At 71.0% G+C, this 22,254-nt stretch carries 24 protein-coding genes; 12 read left to right on the forward strand and 12 right to left on the reverse strand.

The window, feature by feature from the left end; translation table 11 throughout:
• Positions 1-247 precede the first annotated feature (247 nt).
• From KAK07_RS01090 to KAK07_RS01105, 4 genes are read left to right on the forward strand one after another with little or no spacing between them, the layout of a single operon-like run.
• Positions 248-1,198, forward strand: a complete 951-nt coding sequence (locus tag KAK07_RS01090) for an RluA family pseudouridine synthase (RefSeq protein ID WP_210858506.1) — start codon at positions 248-250, stop codon at positions 1,196-1,198.
• A complete protein-coding gene (locus KAK07_RS01095) occupies positions 1,195-1,860 on the forward strand; it encodes an HAD family hydrolase (RefSeq protein WP_210851932.1) in 666 nt (221 codons plus the stop codon). The genes KAK07_RS01090 and KAK07_RS01095 overlap by 4 nt, the downstream gene beginning before the upstream one ends.
• A complete protein-coding gene (locus KAK07_RS01100; protein WP_210858507.1) occupies positions 1,857-2,264 on the forward strand; it encodes a Rieske (2Fe-2S) protein in 408 nt (135 codons plus the stop codon). Before KAK07_RS01095 ends, KAK07_RS01100 begins: the two co-directional genes overlap by 4 nt.
• Positions 2,261-3,292 (forward strand): S49 family peptidase, encoded by a 1,032-nt coding sequence (locus tag KAK07_RS01105; protein WP_210858509.1) that lies wholly within the window; start codon positions 2,261-2,263, stop codon positions 3,290-3,292. The genes KAK07_RS01100 and KAK07_RS01105 overlap by 4 nt, the downstream gene beginning before the upstream one ends.
• A gap of 10 nt (positions 3,293-3,302) precedes the next feature.
• On the opposite strand, the gene KAK07_RS01110 is transcribed toward KAK07_RS01105, so the two are convergent.
• Positions 3,303-3,596: a c-type cytochrome gene (locus tag KAK07_RS01110; protein WP_210858511.1), complete on the reverse strand. Its 294-nt coding sequence runs from the start codon at positions 3,594-3,596 to the stop codon at positions 3,303-3,305.
• Positions 3,597-3,820: 224 nt separating this feature from the next.
• On the opposite strand from KAK07_RS01110, the gene KAK07_RS01115 reads away from it, so the two are divergent.
• Positions 3,821-4,222, forward strand: a complete 402-nt coding sequence (locus KAK07_RS01115) for a YkvA family protein (protein WP_210858513.1) — start codon at positions 3,821-3,823, stop codon at positions 4,220-4,222.
• Between the two features lie 6 nt (positions 4,223-4,228).
• Here the strand turns inward: KAK07_RS01115 and rocF are convergent, their stop codons facing one another.
• Complete coding sequence (gene rocF / locus KAK07_RS01120) at positions 4,229-5,143, reverse strand: arginase (RefSeq protein ID WP_210858515.1); 915 nt, start codon at positions 5,141-5,143, stop codon at positions 4,229-4,231.
• A 111-nt stretch (positions 5,144-5,254) separates the two neighbouring features.
• On the opposite strand from rocF, the gene KAK07_RS01125 reads away from it, so the two are divergent.
• Complete coding sequence (locus KAK07_RS01125; RefSeq protein ID WP_210851938.1) at positions 5,255-5,875, forward strand: nucleotide-binding protein; 621 nt, start codon at positions 5,255-5,257, stop codon at positions 5,873-5,875.
• A 48-nt stretch (positions 5,876-5,923) separates the two neighbouring features.
• The gene (locus KAK07_RS01130; protein WP_210858517.1) at positions 5,924-6,661 is read left to right on the forward strand and encodes a response regulator; all 738 of its coding nucleotides are present in this window, start codon (positions 5,924-5,926) and stop codon (positions 6,659-6,661) included.
• Positions 6,662-6,690: 29 nt separating this feature from the next.
• Here KAK07_RS01130 and KAK07_RS01135 read toward each other — a convergent pair whose 3' ends face one another.
• Both KAK07_RS01135 and KAK07_RS01140 read right to left on the reverse strand, forming a co-directional pair.
• The gene (locus KAK07_RS01135; RefSeq protein WP_210852238.1) at positions 6,691-7,542 is read right to left on the reverse strand and encodes a segregation and condensation protein A; all 852 of its coding nucleotides are present in this window, start codon (positions 7,540-7,542) and stop codon (positions 6,691-6,693) included.
• Between the two features lie 31 nt (positions 7,543-7,573).
• Positions 7,574-7,777: a DUF3460 family protein gene (locus tag KAK07_RS01140; RefSeq protein WP_210851940.1), complete on the reverse strand. Its 204-nt coding sequence runs from the start codon at positions 7,775-7,777 to the stop codon at positions 7,574-7,576.
• 93 nt (positions 7,778-7,870) lie between these two features.
• Here KAK07_RS01140 and KAK07_RS01145 point away from each other — a divergent pair, with 93 nt between their 5' ends.
• Positions 7,871-8,842, forward strand: a complete 972-nt coding sequence (locus KAK07_RS01145; RefSeq protein ID WP_210858524.1) for a CYTH domain-containing protein — start codon at positions 7,871-7,873, stop codon at positions 8,840-8,842.
• A 103-nt stretch (positions 8,843-8,945) separates the two neighbouring features.
• Here KAK07_RS01145 and KAK07_RS01150 read toward each other — a convergent pair whose 3' ends face one another.
• Positions 8,946-10,607 carry a SulP family inorganic anion transporter gene (locus KAK07_RS01150; RefSeq protein WP_210858526.1) on the reverse strand — a complete coding sequence of 554 codons (1,662 nt, stop codon included), beginning with the start codon at positions 10,605-10,607 and terminating at the stop codon, positions 8,946-8,948.
• A gap of 318 nt (positions 10,608-10,925) precedes the next feature.
• Between KAK07_RS01150 and KAK07_RS25660 the strand changes: the two genes are divergently transcribed.
• Positions 10,926-12,473, forward strand: coding sequence for a methyl-accepting chemotaxis protein (locus KAK07_RS25660; RefSeq protein WP_310738471.1), 1,548 nt, complete (start codon positions 10,926-10,928; stop codon positions 12,471-12,473).
• Between the two features lie 63 nt (positions 12,474-12,536).
• On the opposite strand, the gene metG is transcribed toward KAK07_RS25660, so the two are convergent.
• Complete coding sequence (gene metG, locus KAK07_RS01160) at positions 12,537-14,582, reverse strand: methionine--tRNA ligase (protein WP_210858534.1); 2,046 nt, start codon at positions 14,580-14,582, stop codon at positions 12,537-12,539.
• A 147-nt stretch (positions 14,583-14,729) separates the two neighbouring features.
• On the opposite strand from metG, the gene KAK07_RS01165 reads away from it, so the two are divergent.
• Positions 14,730-15,122, forward strand: coding sequence for a YciI family protein (locus KAK07_RS01165; RefSeq protein WP_210858536.1), 393 nt, complete (start codon positions 14,730-14,732; stop codon positions 15,120-15,122).
• A gap of 46 nt (positions 15,123-15,168) precedes the next feature.
• The gene (locus tag KAK07_RS01170; RefSeq protein WP_210858538.1) at positions 15,169-15,567 is read left to right on the forward strand and encodes a hypothetical protein; all 399 of its coding nucleotides are present in this window, start codon (positions 15,169-15,171) and stop codon (positions 15,565-15,567) included.
• 1 nt (position 15,568) lies between these two features.
• Here the strand turns inward: KAK07_RS01170 and KAK07_RS01175 are convergent, their stop codons facing one another.
• Both KAK07_RS01175 and KAK07_RS01180 read right to left on the reverse strand, forming a co-directional pair.
• A complete protein-coding gene (locus KAK07_RS01175) occupies positions 15,569-16,600 on the reverse strand; it encodes a histone deacetylase family protein (RefSeq protein WP_210858540.1) in 1,032 nt (343 codons plus the stop codon).
• A gap of 67 nt (positions 16,601-16,667) precedes the next feature.
• On the reverse strand, positions 16,668-17,153 hold the full coding sequence (locus KAK07_RS01180) for a RidA family protein (protein ID WP_210858543.1): 486 nt from the start codon (positions 17,151-17,153) through the stop codon (positions 16,668-16,670).
• Positions 17,154-17,200: 47 nt separating this feature from the next.
• Between KAK07_RS01180 and KAK07_RS01185 the strand changes: the two genes are divergently transcribed.
• Positions 17,201-17,722 carry a GyrI-like domain-containing protein gene (locus KAK07_RS01185; RefSeq protein WP_210858545.1) on the forward strand — a complete coding sequence of 174 codons (522 nt, stop codon included), beginning with the start codon at positions 17,201-17,203 and terminating at the stop codon, positions 17,720-17,722.
• Positions 17,723-17,770: 48 nt separating this feature from the next.
• Here KAK07_RS01185 and KAK07_RS01190 read toward each other — a convergent pair whose 3' ends face one another.
• The 4 genes from KAK07_RS01190 to KAK07_RS01205 form a co-directional block, all read right to left on the reverse strand.
• Entirely contained in the window at positions 17,771-18,316 is a 546-nt protein-coding gene (locus tag KAK07_RS01190) for a chemotaxis protein CheW (RefSeq protein ID WP_210851951.1), read from the reverse strand.
• A 76-nt stretch (positions 18,317-18,392) separates the two neighbouring features.
• A complete protein-coding gene (locus KAK07_RS25665; protein WP_210858547.1) occupies positions 18,393-20,111 on the reverse strand; it encodes a methyl-accepting chemotaxis protein in 1,719 nt (572 codons plus the stop codon).
• Between the two features lie 58 nt (positions 20,112-20,169).
• Positions 20,170-20,622: a cache domain-containing protein gene (locus KAK07_RS01200; protein WP_210851953.1), complete on the reverse strand. Its 453-nt coding sequence runs from the start codon at positions 20,620-20,622 to the stop codon at positions 20,170-20,172.
• A gap of 37 nt (positions 20,623-20,659) precedes the next feature.
• Positions 20,660-22,249, reverse strand: coding sequence for a methyl-accepting chemotaxis protein (locus tag KAK07_RS01205; protein ID WP_210851954.1), 1,590 nt, complete (start codon positions 22,247-22,249; stop codon positions 20,660-20,662).
• Between the last annotated feature and the right edge of the window lie 5 nt (positions 22,250-22,254).

Consider the following 22,254-nt stretch of genomic DNA (forward strand, 5'->3'; position numbering starts at 1 on the left):
CGGCACGTCCGATGTTTCTCTGCCGCCTGATTGGCACCGGCCGAGGGTCGCTTCGGGACGCTCATTCCGGCACGCGCTCAGGCGTTGCATCACCTGTTGGGCACACCCCAAGGATGTGCCCCACCACGATAAGCCCGCTCATGCCCGGGTAAACTCTGATAAATCAAGCACTTACGGCTCAATCGTGGTTTCGACCATTATAAAGGGGAAAACCCCGGCTGCGGCCACGTCCGATCCGGCCCCGGCGGTGCGCCTGGTGACCGTCGATGACGGCTCCGACGGCCAGCGCCTGGACAACTTCCTGCTGCGCGAACTCAAGGGTGTGCCCAAGACGCACGTCTACCGCATCATCCGCGCCGGCGAGGTGCGGGTGAACAAGGGCCGCGCCGCCGCCGACACCCGGCTGCAGTTGGGCGACGTGGTGCGCGTGCCCCCGGTGCGCCTGCCGGCGCGCAGCGCCGAGCCGGACGCTGCCCCGCCGCGCGAATTCCCGCTGCTGTTCGAGGACGACGCGCTGCTGGTGGTCGACAAGCCCGCCGGCACCGCGGTGCATGGCGGCAGCGGCGTCAGCTTCGGGGTCATCGAGCAGTTGCGCCGTGCGCGGCCGCAGGCGAAGTTCCTGGAACTGGTGCATCGGCTGGACCGCGAGACCTCGGGCGCGCTGCTGCTGGCCAAGAAGCGCAGTGCGCTGACCGCGCTGCAGGACCAGTTCCGCCAGCGCGAGACCGGCAAGACCTATGCCGCGCTGGTGGTGGGCACCTGGCCGGCCAGCAAGAAGGTCATCGACGTCGCGCTGCACAAGTTCCTGACGCCCGAGGGCGAGCGCCGCGTGCGCCCGGTGCCGGCCGAGCACCCCGAGGCGATGCGCTCGATCTCGCTGGTCAAGGTGGTGCGCGCCTTTCGCGGCTTCACGCTGCTGGACGTGACGATCAAGACCGGCCGCACGCACCAGATCCGGGTGCACCTGGCCAGCCAGGGCCACCCGATCGCCGGTGACGACAAGTACGGCGACTTCGCCCTCAACAAGGCCCTGGCCGCGGGCCGCCAGGTGCCGGGCCTGAAGTTCGAGCGCATGTTCCTGCACGCCCGCCGCCTGTCCTTCGACCACCCGGCCAGCGGCCAGCGCATCACCCTGGAGGCACCGCTGCCACCTGAATGCGCGACACTGCTGGACGCACTGCCCCCGCCCGCCGAATGACCGACAGACCCCGCCAGTTTGACCTGATCGCCTTCGACTGGGACGGCACGCTGTTCGATTCCACCGCGCTGATCGTGCGGGCGATCCAGCAGGCCTGCCGCGACATCGGCGTGGCCGTGCCCGACGACGAGCGCGCCTCGTACGTGATCGGCCTGGGCCTGCGCGATGCGCTGATGCACGCCGTGCCGGGCCTGCCTGAGGCCCGCTACCCTGAACTGGGCCAGCGCTACCGCCACCACTACTTCGCGGCCCAGCACCAGATCAGCCTGTTCGCCGGCACGCTGGAGATGCTGCATGCGCTGCGCCAGCGCCACCACTGGCTGGCGGTGGCCACCGGCAAGACCCGCCAGGGCCTGAACGAGGCGCTGGCCCACACCGAGCTGAAGGGTCTGTTCGACGCCAGCCGCACCGCCGACGAGACCCACTCCAAGCCCCATCCGCGCATGCTCGAGGAGCTGATGGCCGAGTTCGGCGTGGCGCCCGAGCGCACGCTGATGATCGGCGACACCACCCACGATCTGCAGATGGCGGCCAATGCCGGCACGGCCTCGGTGGGCGTGAGCTTCGGCGCCCACGACCACGCCGCCTTCGAGCCCCTGGGCCCGCGTTTCGTCGCGCACAGCACGCGCGAACTGCACGATTGGCTGCTGGCCCACGCATGAACAGCCCGGAGCGCATCGCCCTGTGCCCGGCCGACGCGCTGGTCGAGCGCGGCCGCGGCCATGTCTTCGGCGTGCGCCTGTGGGGCCAGCCGGCGCGCGCCTTCGCGCTGCGCTTCGATGGCCGCATCGTGGCCTACGTCAACCGCTGTGCCCATGTGCCGGCGGAGCTGGACTGGCAACCGGGCGAGTTCCTGGACCTGGAGCGGCGCTGGATCGTCTGCTCGATCCATGGCGCGGTCTATGAACCGTCCAGCGGCCACTGCGTGGCCGGGCCCTGTGTCGGCAAACGCCTGATTCCGCTGCGCGTCGACGAGGTCGAGGCGCAGGTGTATTGGTATCCTTCCCGCGACGTCGAGCCCGTGACGCTTGACGTGCCCACGCCCTCCACCGCGCCCCCGCCATGAACCCCTCCGACGATCTCAACCCCTTCTCGTCCGCCCCGCCGCCGCCCGCGCCGAGCGAGCCCGCGCCCGCCAGCGGGCCGACGAGCGTGCCGGTGCAGCCGCTGGCGCTGGAGCCGCTGCTGCGCGAATTCAAGGACGACCTGCTGCGCGAGCGCCGTTCGGCCCGCCGCTGGAACGTGGGGCTGCGCCTGGGCTGGCTGGCGCTGATCGTGTTCCTGGTGTGGAGCGTCTTCAGTGCCCAGCCAGGCGCCAAGAGCCACCCCAACGCCGGACCGCACACCGCGCTGGTGGAGGTGCGCGGCGAGATCGCGGTGGGCGCCGAGGCCAATGCCGAGAACCTGGTCGGCGCGATCAAGTCGGCGATGGAGGACAGCGGCTCCGAGGCGGTGGTGCTGCGCATCAACTCGCCCGGTGGCAGCCCGGTGCAGGCCGGTATCGTCAACGACGAGATCCGCCGCCTCAAGGCCCTGCACAAGAAGAAGGTCTACGCGGTGGTCGAGGAAATGTGCGCCTCGGGCGCCTACTACATCGCCGCGGCAGCCGACGAGATCTACGTCGACAAGGCCAGCCTGGTGGGCTCGATCGGCGTGCTGATGGACGGCTTCGGCTTCACCGGCCTGATGGACAAGCTGGGGGTCGAGCGCCGGCTGCTGACCGCCGGCGAGAACAAGGGCATGCTCGACCCGTTCTCGCCCCAGAACGACAAGCAGACCGCCTATGCCAAGGCCATGATCGGCCAGATCCACGAGCAGTTCATCCAGGTGGTGCGCGAAGGCCGCGGCGACCGCCTGAAGGAAACGCCCGAGACCTTCTCGGGCCTGTTCTGGAACGGCGAGGAGGCGGTCAAGCTGGGCCTGGCCGATGCCTACGGCAACCTCGACTTCGTGGCCCGCGAGGTGGTCAAGGCCGAACACGTGATCGACTACACCCCGCAGGAGAACGTGGCCGAGCGCCTGGCCAAGCAGTTCGGCGCCTCGATCGGCCAGGGCGCCGTGAAGGCGCTGCGTCAGCTGGCGCCGATCCGCTGACGCCCGCGGCTCAGCGCGCGGAGGCCAGCAGGTGGTCCAGCGCTGCGCCGACTTCCTCGTCCGTCAGCTTGGGGTTGCCGGCCTTGGGCGGCATCGCGCCCTTGCCCTTCAGGGCCGAGGCCAGCAGGGCGTCACGCCCGGCTTCCAGGCGCGGCGCCCAGGCGGCCTTGTCGCCGAACTTGGGCGCGTTCGCCAGACCGGGCACGTGGCACATTGCGCAGTTCTGGTTGTAGACCGTGGCACCGTCGGCGGCCGCGGCCAGCAGCGGTGCGCACAGCGCCAGGGTCAGCAGGGTCTTCGTCATCGGGGTCTCCTCGGTGGGTGTCGAATGCGGTGCCGCTTGGCGCAAGCCGTGTGCCAGGCGGGGAGCCTGACCGCGTAACCGTTTCCGCGTGCGCCAACCGGCAGCGGCCACAGGGTTCACCCGGGGATCTGACCCGCGGGGCGTGCCAGTGCGGCGCGGCCGCGCCAGATCGGGACAGCGTCCCCGCGGCCGCGCCGCGGCCCGTGATCGGTTCCAATAGGGGCATGAGCCGACCCCGCAGCTGGCTGCGCCGCTTCCAGGCGGCCCGCCTGGCCACCTACCTGATCGCCCTGTGGAAACTGGCGCGCCACCCGCGCACGCCGCGCCTGGCCCGCTGGGTGGCGCTGGCCGTGCTGGCCTACGCCGTCAGCCCGATCGACCTGATCCCCGACTTCATCCCGGTGCTGGGCCAGCTGGACGACCTGGTGCTGATCCCGGCCGGCGTGGCCCTGGTCGTGCGGCTGACGCCCAGCGAGGTCTGGCAGGACTGCCTGCGCGCCGCCGAGACCCAGGCCGAGGTCCTGCCCAGGCTGCGCGGCGGCATCTTCCTGATCGTCGCGGTGTGGCTGCTGCTGCTGATGCTCTTCGTCTGGTGGCTGGGTCGCACCGTCTGGACGGGCGCCTGAGCCGCCTCAGGCGCGCATCAGCGTGCTCTTGCCGAACAGGCTCTCGATCAGGTCCACCGCCAGCTCGGCGGTCTTGTTGCGCAGGTCCAGCGCCGGGTTCAGCTCGACCACGTCCAGGCTGCCCAGGCGGCCGGTGTCGGCGATCATCTCCATGCACAACTGCGCCTCCCGGTAGGTCGGGCCGCCGGGCACGGTGGTGCCCACACCGGGCGCGATCTCGGGGTCGAGGAAGTCGACGTCGAAGCTGACATGCAGGTGGGTGTTGGCGTCCAGCGTGGCCAGCGCCAGCTCCATCGTGTGGCGCATGCCCATCTCGTCGATGTAGCGCATGTCGAACACCTCCAGGCCCGCCTGGTGGACGAACTTCTTCTCCCCCGGGTCGACGCTGCGGATGCCGATCTGGCGGATCCACTTCGGGTTGATCGCCGGCACCTGGCCGCCGATCTCGATCAGCTCGCGCGGGCCGTGGCCGCACAGGCAGGCCACCGGCATGCCGTGGATGTTGCCGCTGGGCGTGAGCTCGTTGGTGTTGAAGTCGGCATGGGCGTCCAGCCACAGCACGCGCAGCTTCTTGCCGGCCTCGCGGCAGTGCCGCGCCACTGCGCTGATCGAACCCAGGCCCAGGCAATGGTCACCGCCCAGCAGGATGGGCAGACGGCCCAGCGCCAGTTCGGCATGCACCGCCTCGTGCACCAGGCGGTTCCAGGCCACCACCTCGGGCAGATGGCGGTAGCCATCGACCGGCGGCTGCCAGGGGTTGGCCGGCCCGGACAGGTTGCCGCGGTCGACCACGTCCACGCCATGGCTTTCCAGGATGGCGCCGATGTTGGCCACCCGCAGGGCCTCGGGGCCCATGCTGGCGCCACGCGCGCCGGCACCGATGTCGGTCGGTGCGCCGATCAGGGAGACAAGAGGGTGCATGGGGCCGCATTGTGCGCGCGCCTGCGCCGCCGATCCTTCGGTCGTTCCCCCTGCTGACCGAACATTCCTTGGGCTACCATGGCCCGGTCGACACCAAGACGGAGGCGCGCGATGCCCGTGATCGCCGTGGCCAACCCCAAGGGCGGGGTGGGCAAGAGCACCTTGGCCACCAACCTGGCCGGCTGGCTGGCCCGCCAGGGCCATGCCGTGATGCTGGGCGACCTGGACCGACAGCAGTCGTCCTGCCAGTGGCGTGCGCTGCGCCCGCCGCAGCTGCCGCCGATCGCCGGCTGGGAGCTGCGCGAGGGCGGCCTGGTGCGGCCGCCCAAGGGCACCACGCACGCGGTCATCGACACCCCGGCGGGGCTGCACGGCAAGAAGCTCGACGCGCTGCTGCGCATCGTCGACCGCCTGCTGGTGCCGCTGCAGCCCAGCCTGTTCGACATCCAGGCCACGCACGCCTTCATGCAGTCACTGCGCGAGCACCCGCGCGCCGAGCGCATCGACGTGGCGCTGGTGGGCATGCGCGTCAAGGACCACACGATCGCCCGCGAACGGCTGGAGGAGTTCGCCGCGACGCTGCAGGCGCCGATGGTGGCGATGCTGCGCGACACCCAGAACTACGTGCACCTCGCCGCCCACGGCCTGACGCTGTGGGACGTGGCGCCGGGCCGGGTCGAGCGCGACCTGGCGCAGTGGGCGCCGCTGACCGACTGGCTGTCCCGTCAATAGGGGGCCGCACGTCAGGGCCACGTGGGTTGCTGCGGCTAGCATCGGGGCATGGTCCATGCTGCTCGCCTCGCCAAAGTCCTGCTGGTCGACGATCATCCGCTGATCCTGTCCGCGCTGAAGGCCATGATCGAGCAGATGCAGCCCGGCGTCCAGGTCACCGCCCTGCCCAGTGCCGCCGCGCTGCGCGATGCCTTGCAGACCGACAGCGAGCAGGACCTGGTGCTGCTGGACCTGCAACTGGGTGACGCCCAGGGCTTTGACCTGCTCAGCACGCTGCGCAGCGGCTACCCGCAGCTGCCAGTGGTGGTGATCTCGGCCTCGGACCGCGCGGTCGATGTGCTGGCCGCGATCGACCTGGGCGCGATGGGCTACCTGCCCAAGCGCATGAGCACCGAGGCGCTGGCCGATGCGCTCAAGCTGGTCATGGAGGGCGGCATCTTCGTGCCGCCGCTGCCGCTGGCCGACCTGATGGCGGTGTCCGGGCCGGGTTCGGTGTCGGCGCCCGATGCGGTCTATGCCGGCAAGCTGTCGGTCGACGACCTGGGCATCACGCCGCGCCAGACCGACGTGCTGCACCTGCTGCTGCAGGGCCTGCCCAACAAGGACATCGCGCGCCGCCTGGGCCTGTCGGTCGAGACGGTCAAGGACCATGTGCAGGCGGTGCTGCGCTCGCTGGGCGTGTCCTCGCGCACCCAGGCGGTGCTGGCGGTCTCGCGCATGGGGGCCTCGAAGCGCCGGCTGCGCATCGGCGAGCCGCCGCCGGGCGAGGGCGAAGCGGGCGAGTGAGGCCGGCCCCGTCGCGCGCTCGGTGTGGATCAGTGCGGCGTGTAGCTCAGCCGCACATAGATCGGCGCGAAGGCCTCGGCCTGGGTCAGCTCCAGCAGGCGCTCGCGCGCCAGCTCCAGCATGGCGATGAAGGTGACCACCATCACCGCCGGTCCGCGGGTCACGTCGAACAGGTCGCGGAACTCCACGAAGCGCTCGCCCTGCAGGCGGCGCAGCACCACGCTCATGTACTCGCGCACGCTGAGCTGCTCGCGGGTGATCTTGTGGTGCTGGTGCAGCTTGGCGCGCTTCATGATGTCGGCCCAGGCGGCGCGGATGTCGTCGGCGTCCACCTCGGGAAAGCGCGGCGTGATCGCCTGCTCGATCGTCACCTGGGCGCGCAGCACATCGCGGCCCAGCTGGGGCAGGGCGTCCAGGCGCGCGGCGGCCAGCTTCATCTGCTCGTACTCCAGCAGCCGGCGCACCAGCTCGGCGCGCGGGTCTTCCACCTCCTGGCCGTCCTCGCTCTTCTTGGGCGGCAGCAGCATCCGCGACTTGATCTCGATGAGCATCGCCGCCATCAGCAGGTAGTCGGCCGCCAGCTCCAGGTTGTGGCGGCGGATCTGCTCGACGTAGGCCAGGTACTGGCGCGTGACATCCGCCATCGGGATGTCGAGGATGTTGAAGTTCTGCTTGCGGATCAGGTAGAGCAGCAGGTCCAGCGGGCCCTCGAAGGCCTCGAGGAAGACCTCCAGCGCATCGGGCGGGATGTAGAGGTCGGTGGGCAGCGCGAACAGCGGCTCGCCGTACAGGCGCGCCACGGCGATGCCGTCCACCACCTGCGGGGTGTCGGCCTCGGGCGCGGGCGGCGCGGGGGGCAGGACGTCGTCGTTCACGCGCAGCGGGGCCGGGCCGGTGTCAGCCCGGCGGGGCTCACTTCTTCTGCGCGAAGTAGACGTAGGCGGTCTGCGGCACCTTGGCGGCGCGGTAGGCCGCGGCAGCGTCGGCGTCCTGCGGGCGGTCCCACAGCAGCGATCGGCCGGCCTGCTGCTCGGATTCGAGCGTCGGCTTCTTCGCCTTCAGCTCATTGATGAACTGGGTGGCGTCGGACTGGTAGGGCTTCCAGAAGAGCGGCATGGCGTGGGGGGGTGGTTCGGCGAAACCCCTGATTTTAGGCCAGGGGCTGACACCGGGCCTTCAGGCCGTCCGCCGCACGCGGACAATCGCCCGATGACCGAGACCGAGCTGAAGTTCCAGATCCCCGTCGCCGCGCTGCCGGCCCTGCGCGAGGACCTGCTGGCCCGCGGCGCCACGCCGCAGCCGCTGCGCGCGCTCTACCTGGACACGCCCGACGGCCGGCTGTCGGCCGCCCGGGCCGCGCTGCGCCTGCGCCTGGAGGGCGACAGCGGCTGGGTGCAGACCGCCAAGGCCCTGGGCGCCAATGTCATGACCCGCCTGGAGCACGACGCCCCCATCGGACCGGCGCCGCAGCCGCCGGCCGTGGACCTGGCGCGCCACGCCGGCACGCCGGTGGCCGCAGCGCTGCAGGCCGCGCTGCAGGACGCCGTCGCCCCGCTGGCCGTGGTCTTCGAGACCGACGTGCAACGCCTGCGGCTGGACTGGCCGACCCCCTCGGGCGCCTGGGTCGAACTGGCGCTGGATGAGGGAACGGTGCGGGCCTCGGGCCGCACGCAGCCGCTGGCCGAGATCGAGTTCGAGCTGCGCAGTGGCGAGCCGGCGGCGCTGTTGCACCTGGCGGCCGAGGCGGTGGGCCGCCACGGGCTGTGGCTGGACACCCGCAGCAAGGCCGAGCGCGGCCACCTGCTGGCGCGCGACCTGCCCGCCACGCCGCCGCGCGCCGTGGCGCGACCGGCCGCCAGCCTGCCCGCGCGCGCCGCCGTGGCGGGCCTGCTGGACGGGGTGCTGGCCAGCGCCAGCGTGCTGGCCGACCCGGACATGCCCGCCGAGGCCGCTGCCCCGCACCTGAGCGCCTGGCTGCGCGGCCTGGCCGAGCTGCTGCAGGTGCTGGGTCGTGCAGCGGCCGACGAAGCCCCACCCGACCCGGCCTGGGCCGAGACCCTGGTGGCCCTGCTGGCGCCGCTGGACACCCAGCCGATGGTGGGCGCCGCCGCCCGGGTGGCCCGCGGCGAGCGCTACAACCGGCTGGTGCTGGCGCTGCTGGGCTGGTCGCAGCCGCTCTGAACCCCTGGCGGCGGCCCTGGGCCGCGCAGGCGGGCGGTCTCGGCCGACCGGCGTGCATCCATCGACCCGAGGACCTGGACGGCCCTGGCCGCGGCGCGCTGAGTCAGAGGGCCTCGACGCCCGGGATGATGGCCTCGGCGCCCAGCTCGGCGGCAAAGCCCGAGCGCTGGATCAGCCCCAGCGGCTGCGGGTTCACACTGGCCAGCACCAGGGCGATGCCTCGCCGTTTCAGCGCGGTGTGCAGTTGCTCCAGCGCGTCCAGGCCCGAGGTGTCCATCGACACCAGGCGGTGCATCTCCAGCACCACGGTGCGGGTGCCCTCGGGCACCTGCTCGGGCAGCGCCTCGATCTTGCCCACGGCGCCGAAGAACAGCGAGCCGAACAGCTCGAACACCTCGTTGCCCGGCGGCAGGCCCTCGCGCGGCACATGGGTCACGCTGAACAGCGTGCCCATGCGGTAGATGAAGAAGCCACAGGCGGCCAGCAGGCCCATCTCCACCGCCACCGTCAGGTCGAACACCACGGTCAGCACGAAGGTGCCCACCAGCACCGTGCGGTAGGGCAGCAGGAACTGGCGCAGCCGCGCGAACTCGCGCCACTCGCCCATGTTCCAGGCCACGAACAGCAGAATGCCGGCCAGCGCCGCCAGCGGCACGTGCTGGGCCAGCGGCGCCGCCACCAGCACGATCACCAGCAGCGTCAGCGCATGCAGCATGCCAGCCACCGGCGTGCGGCCGCCGGCACGCACATTGGTGACCGTGCGGGCGATCGTGCCGGTGGCCGGGATGCCGCCGAAGAAGGGCGTGACGAAGTTCGCCACGCCCTGGGCCATCAGCTCCTGGTTGGGGTCGTGGCGCGGGATCTCGGCCATGTTGTCGGCCACGCGCGCGCACAGCAGCGACTCGATCGCGCCCAGCAGCGCGATGGTGATGGTCGGGATCACCAGCTGCTTGGCCGTGGCCCAGGTGAACTCGGGCAGCTCGAAGGCGGGCAGCGACTGCGGGATGCCGCCGAACTTGCTGCCGATGGTCTCCACCGGCAGCGACAGCAGTTGCGCCACCGCCGTGGCGCCGGCCAGCGCGATCACCGTGCCCGGCACCTGGGCGGCATGGCGGCGGAACTTGTCGCGCCAGGTGAGCGGTCCGACCGGCATGGTGTAGCTCTTGGGCCAGACCACCACCAGCACCAGGCAGGCCAGGCCGATCGCCACGGCCCAGGGGTTGACGCTGTCCAGGTGGCGCGCCAGCGTGGCGATCTGCGAGAAGAAGTCCCCCGGCATCTTGGCCACCTGCAGGCCCAGCAGGTCCTTCAGCTGGCTCAGCCCGATCAGCACCGCGATGCCGTTGGTGAAGCCGATGACGATGGACACCGGGATGTAGCGCACCAGCGCGCCCAGCTTCAGCCAGCCCATCAGGAACAGCAGCAGGCCGGCCAGCGAGGTGGCGATCAGCAGATTGGCCAGCCCGTAGCGCTCGACGATGCCGTAGACGATGACGATGAAGGCGCCGGCCGGGCCGCCGATCTGCACGTTTGAGCCGCCCAGCGCCGAGATCAGGAAGCCGGCGATGATGGCGGTGAACAGGCCGGCTTCAGGCTTGACACCGGAGGCGATGGCGAAAGCCATGGCCAGCGGCAGGGCGACGATGCCAACCGTCAGGCCGGCGCCGAGATCGGCCAGGAAACGCCCGCGGTCGTAGCCCTGCAGGGCACTCAGCAGGCGGGGGCGGAACGGCTGAAGCCGGTCACGCGAGAGGAAAGACAGCATGGGGACTCCGGTGGATGAGGGGCAGGTGGCTGAGCTGCCCGCGCCGGAGGCCCGCAGTGGTGCACCCGGGCGATGAAGCGGCGCCGGCGCGTCGGCCAGCCGACGCGCGGTGCTTCACAGATGACCACGGGTTTCATGGGGGGATTGTCGCGCGTCGCGGCCCTGGCCGGCAATGCGGGCCGGCGGCGGGGTGATGGCGCTGCGTTTGCGGGGTTTCGGCCCGCCTGTTAAGGCGACTGCCCTGACACCGTCCCGGGTATGGTCAGCGGACCGTGCGGCCCGCCTCGTCGCGGCCGCTTCCTTGATCTGGAGACACGCTTGAGAACCTTCTCTTCGCTGGGTGTGATCGCCCGCCTGACGCTGGCCTTTGGTGTGCTGCTGGCGGTGCTCGCTGCCAATGCCGGCCTGAACCTGTGGCAGCAGTCGCAGACCACCGCGATGATGGCCGAACTGGCCGCGCAGTCCGACAAGCTGCGCCTGGTCGACCGCTGGGCCGCCCTGTCCGAGTCCACCTCGGTGCGCATCATGGCGGTCAACAAATCGGGCGATGAGGCCATCTCGGCCCTGTTCGGTCCGGAGATCGGCCCCAAGGTGAAGGAGGTCGGTGAGCTGTTCCGCCAGATCAAGGGCCTGGCGACCCGGCCGGAGGAGCTGGTCTGGTTCGAGCAGATGACGCCCAAGCGCGAGGCGCTGCTGCAATCGCTGAAGGACATGGCCGAGTACCGGAAGGTCGGCGACATGCCTGCCGCCAGCACCATGTTCGACACCGCCTTCATGCCGGCGCAGAAGGCCTACAACGAACACATCCAGGGCTTTGTGCGGATGCAGCGCGACTACCTGGAGCGCGAAGCCGCCGAGACCGCCGCTCGCGGCCGCCAGCAGGCCCTGCTGGCGCTGGGCGTGGTGTCGGTGCTGGCGCTGGGGGGTGTGGTGGTGGCGCTTGGCGCACTGGGGCACATCCGCCGCTCGCTGGGCGAGGCGGTGGCGGTCGCGCAATCGGTGGCCGCCGGGGACCTCAGCCGCCCGGTGCAGGTGCGTGGACAGGACGAATTCGCCACGCTGATGCGGGCGATGGCCGAGATGACCGACTCGCTCAAGCGCATCGTCCACCAGGTGCGTCAGGGCACCGACGGCATCGCCACCGCGTCGGCGGAGATGGCGCAGGGCAACAACGACCTCTCGCAGCGCACCGAGCAGCAGGCCGGCAATGTGCAGGCAGCGGCCTCGGCGATGGACCAGATCACCGTGTCGGTGCGGCAGAACGCCGAGCATGCGCGCCAGGCCAACGCCCTGGCCCAGGCCGCCAGCGAGGTGGCCCAGCGCGGCGGCGAGGCCGTGGCCCGGGTGGTCGACACCATGGGCCAGATCAACACCGCCTCGCGCCGGATCGAGGAGATCATCGGCGTGATCGACGGCATCTCGTTCCAGACCAACATCCTGGCGCTCAATGCCGCGGTCGAGGCGGCACGCGCCGGCGAGCAGGGCCGCGGCTTCGCGGTGGTGGCGGGTGAGGTGCGCAGCCTGGCGCAGCGTTCGGCCGGCGCGGCCAAGGAGATCAAGGACCTGATCGCCGACTCCACCGACAAGGTGCGTGTGGGCAGCGAGCAGGTCGAGGGCGCGGGACGCACGATGGACGAGATCGTCGCCTCGGTGCAGCGGGTCAGCACGCTGGTGTCAGAGATCACCCACGCCACCGCCGAGCAGGGCAGCGGCATCGCCAGCGTCGGCCAGTCGGTCAGCGAGATCGACCGGATGACCCAGCAGAACGCCGCGCTGGTGGAGCAGGCCGCTGCGGCGGCGGAATCCATGCGCCGCCAGGCCCAGGACCTGGAGCAGGCGGTGGCGGTGTTCCGCGTCGGCCGCTGACGGGCCGCGCGGCATGAAAAAGGGCGCCCCAGGGGCGCCCTTGTCGTTGGCGGCGGCGCCCCTTCAGCGCACCCGCATGCCCGGCTGCGCGCCGGGGAAGGGCTCGAGCACGAAGATGCCCGGGTGGGCCTTCTCGTCGGCATGGCTGGCGGCCAGCACCATGCCTTCGCTCACGCCGAACTTCATCTTGCGCGGCGCCAGGTTGGCCACCATCACGGTGAGCTTGCCCACCAGGTCCTCGGGCCGGTAGGCGCTCTTGATGCCGCTGAACACGTTGCGGGTGCGCCCCTCGCCCACGTCCAGCGTCAGACGCAGCAGCTTGTCGCTGCCCTCCACAGGCTCGGCGTTGACGATCCTGGCGATGCGCAGATCGACCTTGGTGAAGTCGTCGATCTTGATCTCGGGCGCCAGTTCCTCGCCGCCCGGGACCACCTTGGGCGCCGGCGGCGGGGCCAGCAGTTCGTCCAGCAGCTTGGCGTCCACCCGCTGCATCAGGTGCTTGTACTCGCCGATGACATGGCCGCCCAGTGAGCGCGCGGCGTCGGCAAAGCTGAAGGGCTCGACCTTCAGGAAGGCCTCGACCTGGGCCACCAGCACCGGCAGCACCGGCTTGAGGTAGATGCTCAGCAGGCGGAAGGCCTCGATGCAGGTGCTGCAGACATCGTGCAGCGCGGCGTCGGCGCCGTCCTTCCTGGCCAGCTCCCAGGGCTTGTGGGTGTCGACGTACTCGTTGACCTTGTCGGCCAGCGCCATGATCTCGCGCAGCGCCTTGCCGAACTCGCGCTCTTCGTACAGGGCCTCCACCGCGCTGCGGTGCGCGCGCAGGGTATCCAGCAGGGTGCGACCTTCGACGCCCAGGTCGGCGCTCAGGCGACCGCCGAAGCGCTTGCTGAGGAAACCCGCGGCGCGACTGGCGATGTTGATGTACTTGCCCACCAGGTCGGAATTGACGCGGGCGATGAAGTCATCGGGGTTGAAGTCGATGTCCTCGACCCGGGCGTTGAGCTTGGCGGCGATGTAGTAGCGCAGCCACTCGGGGTGCATGCCCAGCTCCAGGTACTTCAGCGGGCTGATGCCGGTGCCGCGGCTTTTGCTCATCTTCTCGCCGCCGTTGACGGTGATGAAGCCGTGCACATTGACCTTGTCGGGCGTCTTGCGGCCGCTGAAGTGCAGCATCGCCGGCCAGAACAGGGTGTGGAAGTAGGTGATGTCCTTGCCGATGAAATGCACCTGCTCCACCGCCGGGTCGCGGAAGAAGGCGTCGTAGTCCAGGCCCTTCTTGCCGAAGTAGTTCTTCAGCGAGGCCAGGTAGCCGATCGGCGCGTCCAGCCAGACATAGAAGTACTTGCCCGGCGCATCCGGGATCTCGATGCCGAAGTAGGGCGCGTCGCGGCTGATGTCCCAGTCGCCCAGGCCGCCCTGGCCCTGCTCGTCCTTGGCGAACCACTCCTTGATCTTGTTGAGCACCTCGGGTTGCAGGCGGCCCGGCTCATGGGTCCACTGCTCCAGAAAGCTCACGCAGCGCGGGTCGGACAGGCGGAAGAAGTAGTGGTCCGAGGTCTTGAGCACCGGCGTCGCGCCCGATAGTGCCGAGTACGGGTTCTTCAGCTCGGTGGGCGCGTAGACCGCGCCGCAGACCTCGCAGCTGTCGCCGTACTGGTCCTTGGCGCCGCACTTGGGGCACTCGCCCTTGATGAAGCGGTCGGGCAGGAACATGCCCTTGTCGGGGTCGAAGAACTGCTCGATCGTCTTCACGTCGATCAGGCCGTTGTCGCGCAGGCCGCGGTAGATGTCCTGCGCCAGCTGGTGGTTCTCGGGCCCGTCGGTCGAGTGCCAGTTGTCGAAGCTGATGTGAAAACCGTTGAGGTACTGCGGCCGGCCGGCAGCCACCTCGGCGACGAACTGCTGCGGCGTCTTGCCGGCCTTCTCGGCGGCGATCATGATCGGCGCGCCATGGGCATCGTCGGCGCCGACGAAGTGCACCTCGTGGCCCTTCATGCGCTGCGCCCGCACCCAGATGTCGGCCTGGATGTACTCCATCATGTGCCCGATGTGGAACGGGGCGTTGGCGTAGGGCAGGGCGGTGGTGACGAAGAGCTTGCGGGTCATGGTGCGGCCAGGGGCACCGGGCTCCACGCGGGCCGGCGGCCCGCCTGCAGGGCCCGGCGCCGCAGGAAACCGCTGATTTTACGGCGCGCAGGGGATGGACAGGGTCATCACCGCGCGGCACCCTGGCGGCCAGGAAGGACCACCGCCATGAGCACCCGCCGAACCAGCCTGCGCGCCGCCGCCGGCCTGTTGTCCGCCGCCGCCCTGTCCCCGGCCGAGGCCCAGACCGCGCCGCCCGCGCGCGACCAGCGCTGGGTGGTCGTGCACCGCCCGGGGCCGGCCTGGCAGCCCGGGGTCAGCCTGTTCGAGCAACCGGGCCTGGACACCCACATTGCCCACTACCGCCGCTGGCAACAGGAGGGCAAGCTGGCCCTGGGCGGCCCGTTCATGGACGGGTCGGCCGGCGGCATGATGATCGCGGCGGCCGGCGTGCCCGAGGCCGAGGTGCGCGCGCACGCCCAGTCTGACCCGGCGGTGCAGTCGGGGCTGCTGACGGCCGAGCTGCGGCCCTGGCTGATCGGCATGCGCGGCACGGTTTGAGCCGCGGCAAGCCGCGCGGCGGGCCGGTCGGGCACGATCACCGGCGATGCACCTGCTGATCGACACCCTGGCCCTGTGCCTGCTGCTGGCCTCGGCCGAGACCTTGCACGGCATCGCCCGCACGCTGTGGGTGGCGCCGCGCCTGGGCAAGCAGCGCGCCCAGCGCTGGAGCGTCCTGAGTGGGTCGCTGCTGGCCTTCGCGTTGTGCTGGTGGCGGGTGCCTGGTTTCGGTCTGCAGGGTGCCGCGCCGCACCTGGTGCTGGGCGCGGTGCTGGCGCTGTTCATGGCGGCCTTCGACCTGGCCTTGCTGCGCTGGGTGATGCGCCGGTCCTGGCGCGTGGCGCTGCAGGATCTGGATCCGCGCCACGGCAACCTGCTGCTGCTGGGGCTGGGCGCGCTGTTCACAACGCCGTGGCTGACCTCGGTCCTGCGGGGTGGGGCCTGATTCAGCCGCCCTCGAAGCCCTGCAGCACGCTCACCACGTTGTCGCCGATCTCGGCCACCGCGTAACCGCCTTCCAGCACGAACACCGTGGGCAGGCCCAGCGCGGTCAGGCGCGTGCCCAGGCGGGTGAACTCGGGGCCGCGCAGGTGGAAACGCGAGATCGGGTCGCCCTCGAACGTGTCCACGCCCAGTGAGACCACCAGCGCCTGGGCGCCATGGGCGGTGATGCGGCGGCAGGCCGCTTCCAGCGCCTCGAACCAGCGCGTGTTGTCGCTGCCGGCGGGCAGCGGGTAGTTGGCGTTGAAGCCCAGGCCGGCGCCCGCGCCGGTCTCGTCGGCGTGGCCCAGGTAGAACGGGTACTCGGTGCGCGGGTCGCCGTGGATGCTCTGGAACAGCACGTCCGACCGGTCGTAGAAGATCTGCTGCGTGCCGTTGCCATGGTGGTAGTCCACGTCCAGCAGCGCCACCCGGGCGGCGCCGCCATCGACAAAGGCCTGCGCCGCGATGGCGGCATGGTTCAGGAAGCAGTAGCCGCCGTAGAAGTCGGTGCCGGCATGGTGGCCGGGCGGCCGGGCCAGCGAGAACGCAGCGCGGGCGCCCTGCGCCACCGCGGCCTGGGCCGTCAGCGCGCAGTGGGCACCGGCCAGCGCCGCCGTCCAGGTGCCGGCGGTGATCGGGCTGCCGCTGTCGAAGGAGTACAGGCCCAGTTGGGCCACCAGGTTGTCAGGCTCGATGTCGTCGCGAAAGCCGCGCGTCGGCCACACGGCCGGCAGCAGGTCGCGCGTGCCGCCCTGTGCGGCCCAGGCGTCCCACACCCTTGCCAGGAAGGCCAGGTAGCGCGGCGCGTGGATGCGCTCGATCGGCGCCAGGCCGTGGTCGTCGGGCGCACGCACCTCGCCCAGCCCGGCGCGCTGGAAGGCCTGCAGCACGAAATCGGCGCGCTCGGGCTTTTCAAAGCAGGGCACCAGCTCGCCACGGTAGATTTCGTGGGTGCCGGCATGGCCACGGTGCAGGGGGGAGTGGACGCAGAGCATGCCGTGGATTCTGCCCTCGCGCCGACCATGAGCCCGCCGGGGTGGCCGGCTGTGCGGCCGATCGGGTTCAGTCCAAAGGCGCCACCAGCGCCGCCTGCAGCTCCAACTCCACCGTCGCGTTCTTCGGCAGCGAGGCCACCCCGATGGTCGTGCGGGCGTGACGGCCGGCCTGGCCCAGCACCGCCACCAACAGCTCCGAGGCGGCGTCGGCCACCTCTGAGTGCTGGCTGAAGCCTGGCCCGGCCTGCACGTAGACGCCCACCCGCAGCAGTTGCGCCACAGCGTCGAGGCTGCCCAGCTGCTGGCGCAGCAGCGCCAGCGCGCGCAGTGCGCCGATGCAGGCGGCGCGGCGGGCCTCGTCCAGCCCGACTGCCTCTGCCGGACCGGTGACCACCACCTGCTGGCCGATGCGCGGCACCTGGCCGCTCACGTGGGCGATGCCGGCATGCAGCAGCAGGGGCTGGTAGTTGCCGCCCACCAGCAGGGGGGCATCGGGGTCCAGACCCAGGGCGCGGGCCCGGTCCAGCAGACATTGGTCGCGGTCGGAGGGCATGGCCCGATTCTCGCCGTGGCTAGGGCGAGAATGTCGGGCACTTCACCATGAACGGCCCTCGATTCATCCGTTTCGCCGAGCTGCCCGCCGGCCTGGCCGCCCTCACCGCCACGGCACGCGGCATGGAGGAGGGCCGCTTCAGCCGTGCCTCGGCCGAGGCTTTTGGCGAGCTGGCCCGCGCGACCCGGCTGGCGGGCCGGATCCAGGAGGTGCGCAGCTGCATCAGCATCAGCCCCGATACGCCCGCCGGGCCGGACGACGCCGACTGCCGCTTCGTGGCGGGCTACCTCTTCGGCCATGACCTGCGCACCGGGCAGGGCGCTGGCGAGCGCCCTGCGGTGACGATGCACGGCTCGCTGGCCTGGTTGCCGCTGGCCAGCGGCCGATACGCGGTGTTCGGCCACCAGGGGCCGCAAGACACGCTGGCCCAGGCCTGGCGCGAGGTCTTCGACACGGCCTTGCCCGCCATGGGCCTGCAGGCCAGGGCGGCGCCGCTGGACCTGATGGTCGATGACCGCCGTGACACGCCGGCCCAGGCGCTGCGCACCGAGATCTGGGTGCCGGTCTGAAACGACGCGGGCCGCCCGAAGGCGGCCCGTGGCAGGGTGACGAAGGCCTCAGGCGGCCGCGTCGCTGATCAGACCCATGTCGGCCGAGGACATCAGGGCCTGGATGTCCATCAGGATCAGCATGCGCTCGCCGACGTTGGCGATGCCGGTGATGTAGGACATGTCGACCTGGGCATTCATCATCGGCGCCGGCTTGATGGCGTCGCCGCCCAGCTCCAGCACGTCCGACACCGCATCCACCACCGCCCCCACCACGCGGCCGCGGATGTTCAGCACGATCACCACGGTGAAGGCATTGAACTCGGCGCTGGGGCAGTTGAGCTTCACCCGCAGGTCGATGATCGGCACGATCACGCCGCGCAGGTTGACCACGCCCTTGATGAACTCGGGCGCATTGGCGATGCGGGTGGGCTGCTCGTAGCTGCGGATTTCCTGCACCCGCAGGATGTCGATGCCGTACTCCTCGCCGCCCAGGCGGAAGGTCAGGAACTCGCCGTGGGCAGTGGCGGCGGCGGTGGCGCCGCGGGCGTCGGCCTGGCCGCTGCGGGCGGCTTCGTGGCGGGCCACGTGGCGGGCTTCGGTGATCATGTCCATGGCGAGGTCCTTGGAGGGCGGTTCAGGGGTTCAGAAGGGTTCATCGGCCGTTGGCGGGCAGACTTGAGCGGCGGTGTCAGAAGGTTTCCCAGTCGCCGTCGCCGCCGGCGCCGGCCAGGGCGGGGACGGGCATCGCCGACGGGCGGGCGGCCGCCATCGGGGTGGCCGGGGCGGGCGCCGCCTTCGGCGCCGGCCGCGGCACGGGCCGTGACGGCGCCTGCGCCGGCGCGCTGGCGGCCAAGGTGAGCGGCGTGGCCACATGCCCCGGCAGGCGGAAGCTGCCCACCAGGTTGGCCAGGCCATTGGCCTGGGTGCGCATGCTGTCGGCAGCGGCCGCGCTTTGCTCCACCAGCGCCGCGTTCTGCTGGGTCATCTGGTCGAGCTGGCCGACGGCCAGGCTGATCTGGCCGATGCCGTCGCGCTGCTCGCCGCTGTGGGCGGTGATCTCGGCAATGATGTCGGTGACGCGCTGCGAGGAGCCGACGATCTCGGTCATCGTGGTGCCGGCCTCCTGGACCAGGCGCGAGCCGCTCTCGACCTTCTCCACCGAGGCCGCGATCAGCGCCTTGATCTCGCGCGCGGCGTCGGCCGAGCGGCCGGCCAGGCTGCGCACCTCGCCGGCCACCACCGCAAAGCCACGGCCCTGCTCACCGGCACGCGCGGCTTCCACCGCGGCGTTGAGCGCCAGGATGTTGGTCTGGAAGGCGATGCCGTCGATCACGCCGATGATGTCGGCGATCTTGCGCGAGGCCTGGTGGATCTCGTCCATCGTGCTGACCACCTGGGCCACCACCTCGCCACCGCGCTGGGCCACCGAGCTGGCCGAGCTGGCGAGCTGGTTGGCCTGGGCGGCGGCGTCGGTGCCCTGGCGCACCGACTCGGTGAGCTGGGTCATCGACGACGCGGTCTGCTGCAGCTGGCTGGCGGCGGTTTCCGTGCGCTGCGACAGGTCCTGGTTGCCGGTGGCGATCTCGCTGCTGACGCTGGCGATGCTGTCGGCCGCCTGGCGCACCTGCTGCATCGACGACTGCAGGCGCTCGACCATGCGCGCCAGGCTGCGCTGCAGTGCGCCGATCTCGTCCTGGCGGTCGGTGTCCACGCGCACCGTCAGGTCGCCTTCGGCGACCGACTCGGCGGCGTGCGAGGCGCGCGACAACGCGCGGGCCACGCTGACCAGCAGCCGGGCGCCCACGCCCACGGCCGCACCGGTCAGCAGCAGCGTGGCCACCAGCAGGGCGATGGTGATGCGGTCGTTGGCGGCCAGGTCTGCCGCCTGCTCGGTCCGGCTGGTGGCCAGGATGGCCTTCTGCATCTCGACCAGCTGCGCCGCCAGCTCCTTGTAGGCCGCGTCGGCGCCTTGCATGGCCGCGATGCCGGTGTTGGGGTCGACCGAGGCCAGGTCCAGGGCCTGCGTGGCCTGCTTGGCATAGGTGGCCAGGGCCGTCTGCACCTTGGGCACGGTGACCGGGGAGTCGCCCAGGTCGGACGGGTCAATCGTCTGCGACAGGCTGTCGTCGATCGCCTTGCTGCCGTTGGCAATGCCCTCCATCAGGGACTTGAGCCCGGCCTCGTCGATCGAGCCGATGATGCTGATGCCGCGGTACGCCGAGGAATGCAGCTGGCCCAGACGGGCCTGGGCATCGGCCAGCGCGCGGACTTCGCCCAGGCTGGTTTCATGGTTGCGGGCGGCCTTGGCCGCCTGCAGGTGGCTGCCCACGCCCACCGCGGCGGCGCCAGCCAGGGCCACCAGGGCGGTGACCAGGGCGGGGGCCAGCAGCTTGGTGCCGAGTTTCATCGCGTTCTCCAGAGTCGAATCAGGCGGACCGTGTCAGCCCACGGGCCCCGGGCCGGCATCACTTGTAGATGCCGCCGCAGACGATGGTCTCGTCCAGCCGTTCGCAGTACATGGCCTTGGGTTCGATCTTCTTGGTCTCGGGGTTGGTGAACTTGTAGTCCTGCCAGAAGCTGGGCTTGGCCTTGGCCAGCTCGACGCGCTCGCGCACGAAAGCCTTGCCGTCCACGTCCTTCAGGTCGATCAGGTTCTTGCCCACCATCTTCTCGTTGGCGCCGTGGGCATGGACCATGCCGTCCATGCCGTAGACCACCAGGTAGAGGTCCTGGTGGCGGAACTGGCCGGTCTTGCTGGTGATCTCGGCGTAGCCCTTGTCCTTGCCGTTGGCCTTGATGAAGGCCAGGCCCTTCTTGACCATGGCGGTGGCATCGGCCTCGGTGGCGCCGCCTTCGGCGGCATGGGCGCCGATCAGCGCGATCGGCAGGAGCAGGGTGGCGGCGAGGAAGCGCTTCATGGCGTGTCTCCAGGGGGATGCGGACAGGGCCGCGGGGTCAGAAGGATTCCCAGTCATCACTCGGCCCGGCGCCGGGCGCGTTGGATGGGCGGGCGGGGGCGGGTAGGGGTGCCGGCGGCACAGACTGCGCACGGCTTTGCGCCTGTGCGATCACCTCGCGCGCGGCGCGGGCGTGCGATGCCTCGGTGGCGGCAGCGGGCGCCAGGCGGGGACGATCGTCCAGGTGGAAGGAATTGGCCGCCTGGTTCAGGCGGGCGGCCTGCTGCTGCAGGCTGTCGGCGGCAGCCGCGCTCTGCTCGACCAGCGCGGCGTTCTGCTGGGTCATCTGGTCGAGTTCCTGCACGGAGGCATGCAGCTCGAGGATGCCGCTGCTCTGCTGTTCGGCATCGACAGTGATCTCGCGCACGCGCTGCGACACATGGGTCACCGCGGCCGCCAGCTCGCCGATGCGCTCGCCGGTCTCGCGCACCTGCTGGGTGCCGCTGTCGACTTTCTCGCCGGAGCTGAGGATCAGGCTGCGGATCTCGCGCGCCGCCTCGGCCGATCGTCCGGCCAGGGTGCGCACCTCGGAGGCCACGACCGCGAAGCCGCGGCCCTGCTCGCCGGCGCGTGCGGCTTCCACCGCGGCGTTCAGCGCCAGGATGTTGGTCTGGAAGGCGATGCCGTCGATCACGCCGATGATGTCGCTGATGCGCCGGCTCGACTGGTTGATCTCTTCCATCGTCGACATCAGCTGCTGCATCGACGCACCGCCGCGTTCGGCGGCGTCCGAGGCGTCGCGGGCCAGGCGGTCGGCGTCGCTGGCGGCAGCGCTGCTGTGGTGCATGGTCTCGCTCAGGCGCTGCATGCCCGACGCGGTGCGCTGCAGGTAGCCGGCGGCGCGCTCGGTGCGCTGCGACAGGTCGAGGTTGCCGCTGGCGACCTCGCGGCTGGCGGTGTGGATGCTTTCCGCGCTGTCCTGCATCTGGCCGACGGTGCGGCGCAGGCCGTCGCGCATGGCGACCACCGAGCGCATCACGTCGCCGATCTCGTCGGGGCGGGTGGTGTCGAGCTGCACGCGCAGGTCCCCCTCGCCGATCTGGCGGGCGGCCCGGGCCAGTTCGGCCAGCGGACGGCAGATGGCGCGCACCAGCAGCGTCGAGGCCACGGCCAGCGCGGCGGCCACCAGCACCGAGACACCGGCCACCAGCCAGACGGTGCGCATGCGTTCCTGGCTGGTGCGCACGTGCAGGGCCTCGGCCAGTTGTTCTTCCAGGGTCACCAGGTCGGTCAGCGCCGCGCGGTAGGGCGTCAGGCCGGCCAGGTCCGCGGGCAGTGTGGCCAGGCGGGCCAGGGTGCGGCGTTCGTCCTCACTGGTGGCCAGCGGGCTCAGGCGCTGGCGCAGGGCTTCGATGCGGGCGGGCTGTTCCGCGGCCGGCGCACCGGCCGACAGACGGGCCTCCAGGGCCGAGACCTCGCCCTGCCACTGGTGGGCCAGGGTCAGGCGGGTCTGCTGGTCACGCGAGGCTTGTCCGGCAGCCTCGATCAGGCTGCGGGTGCGCACGGCGGCGATGACACTCATCACCACGAGCATCACGATCAACACCAGGGTCGGCGTCCACAGCCGGGTCGAGAGTTTGAGCGTCATGGGTC

Source organism: Ideonella alba, assembly GCF_018069875.1.
Classification (GTDB): domain Bacteria; phylum Pseudomonadota; class Gammaproteobacteria; order Burkholderiales; family Burkholderiaceae_C; genus Ideonella; species Ideonella alba.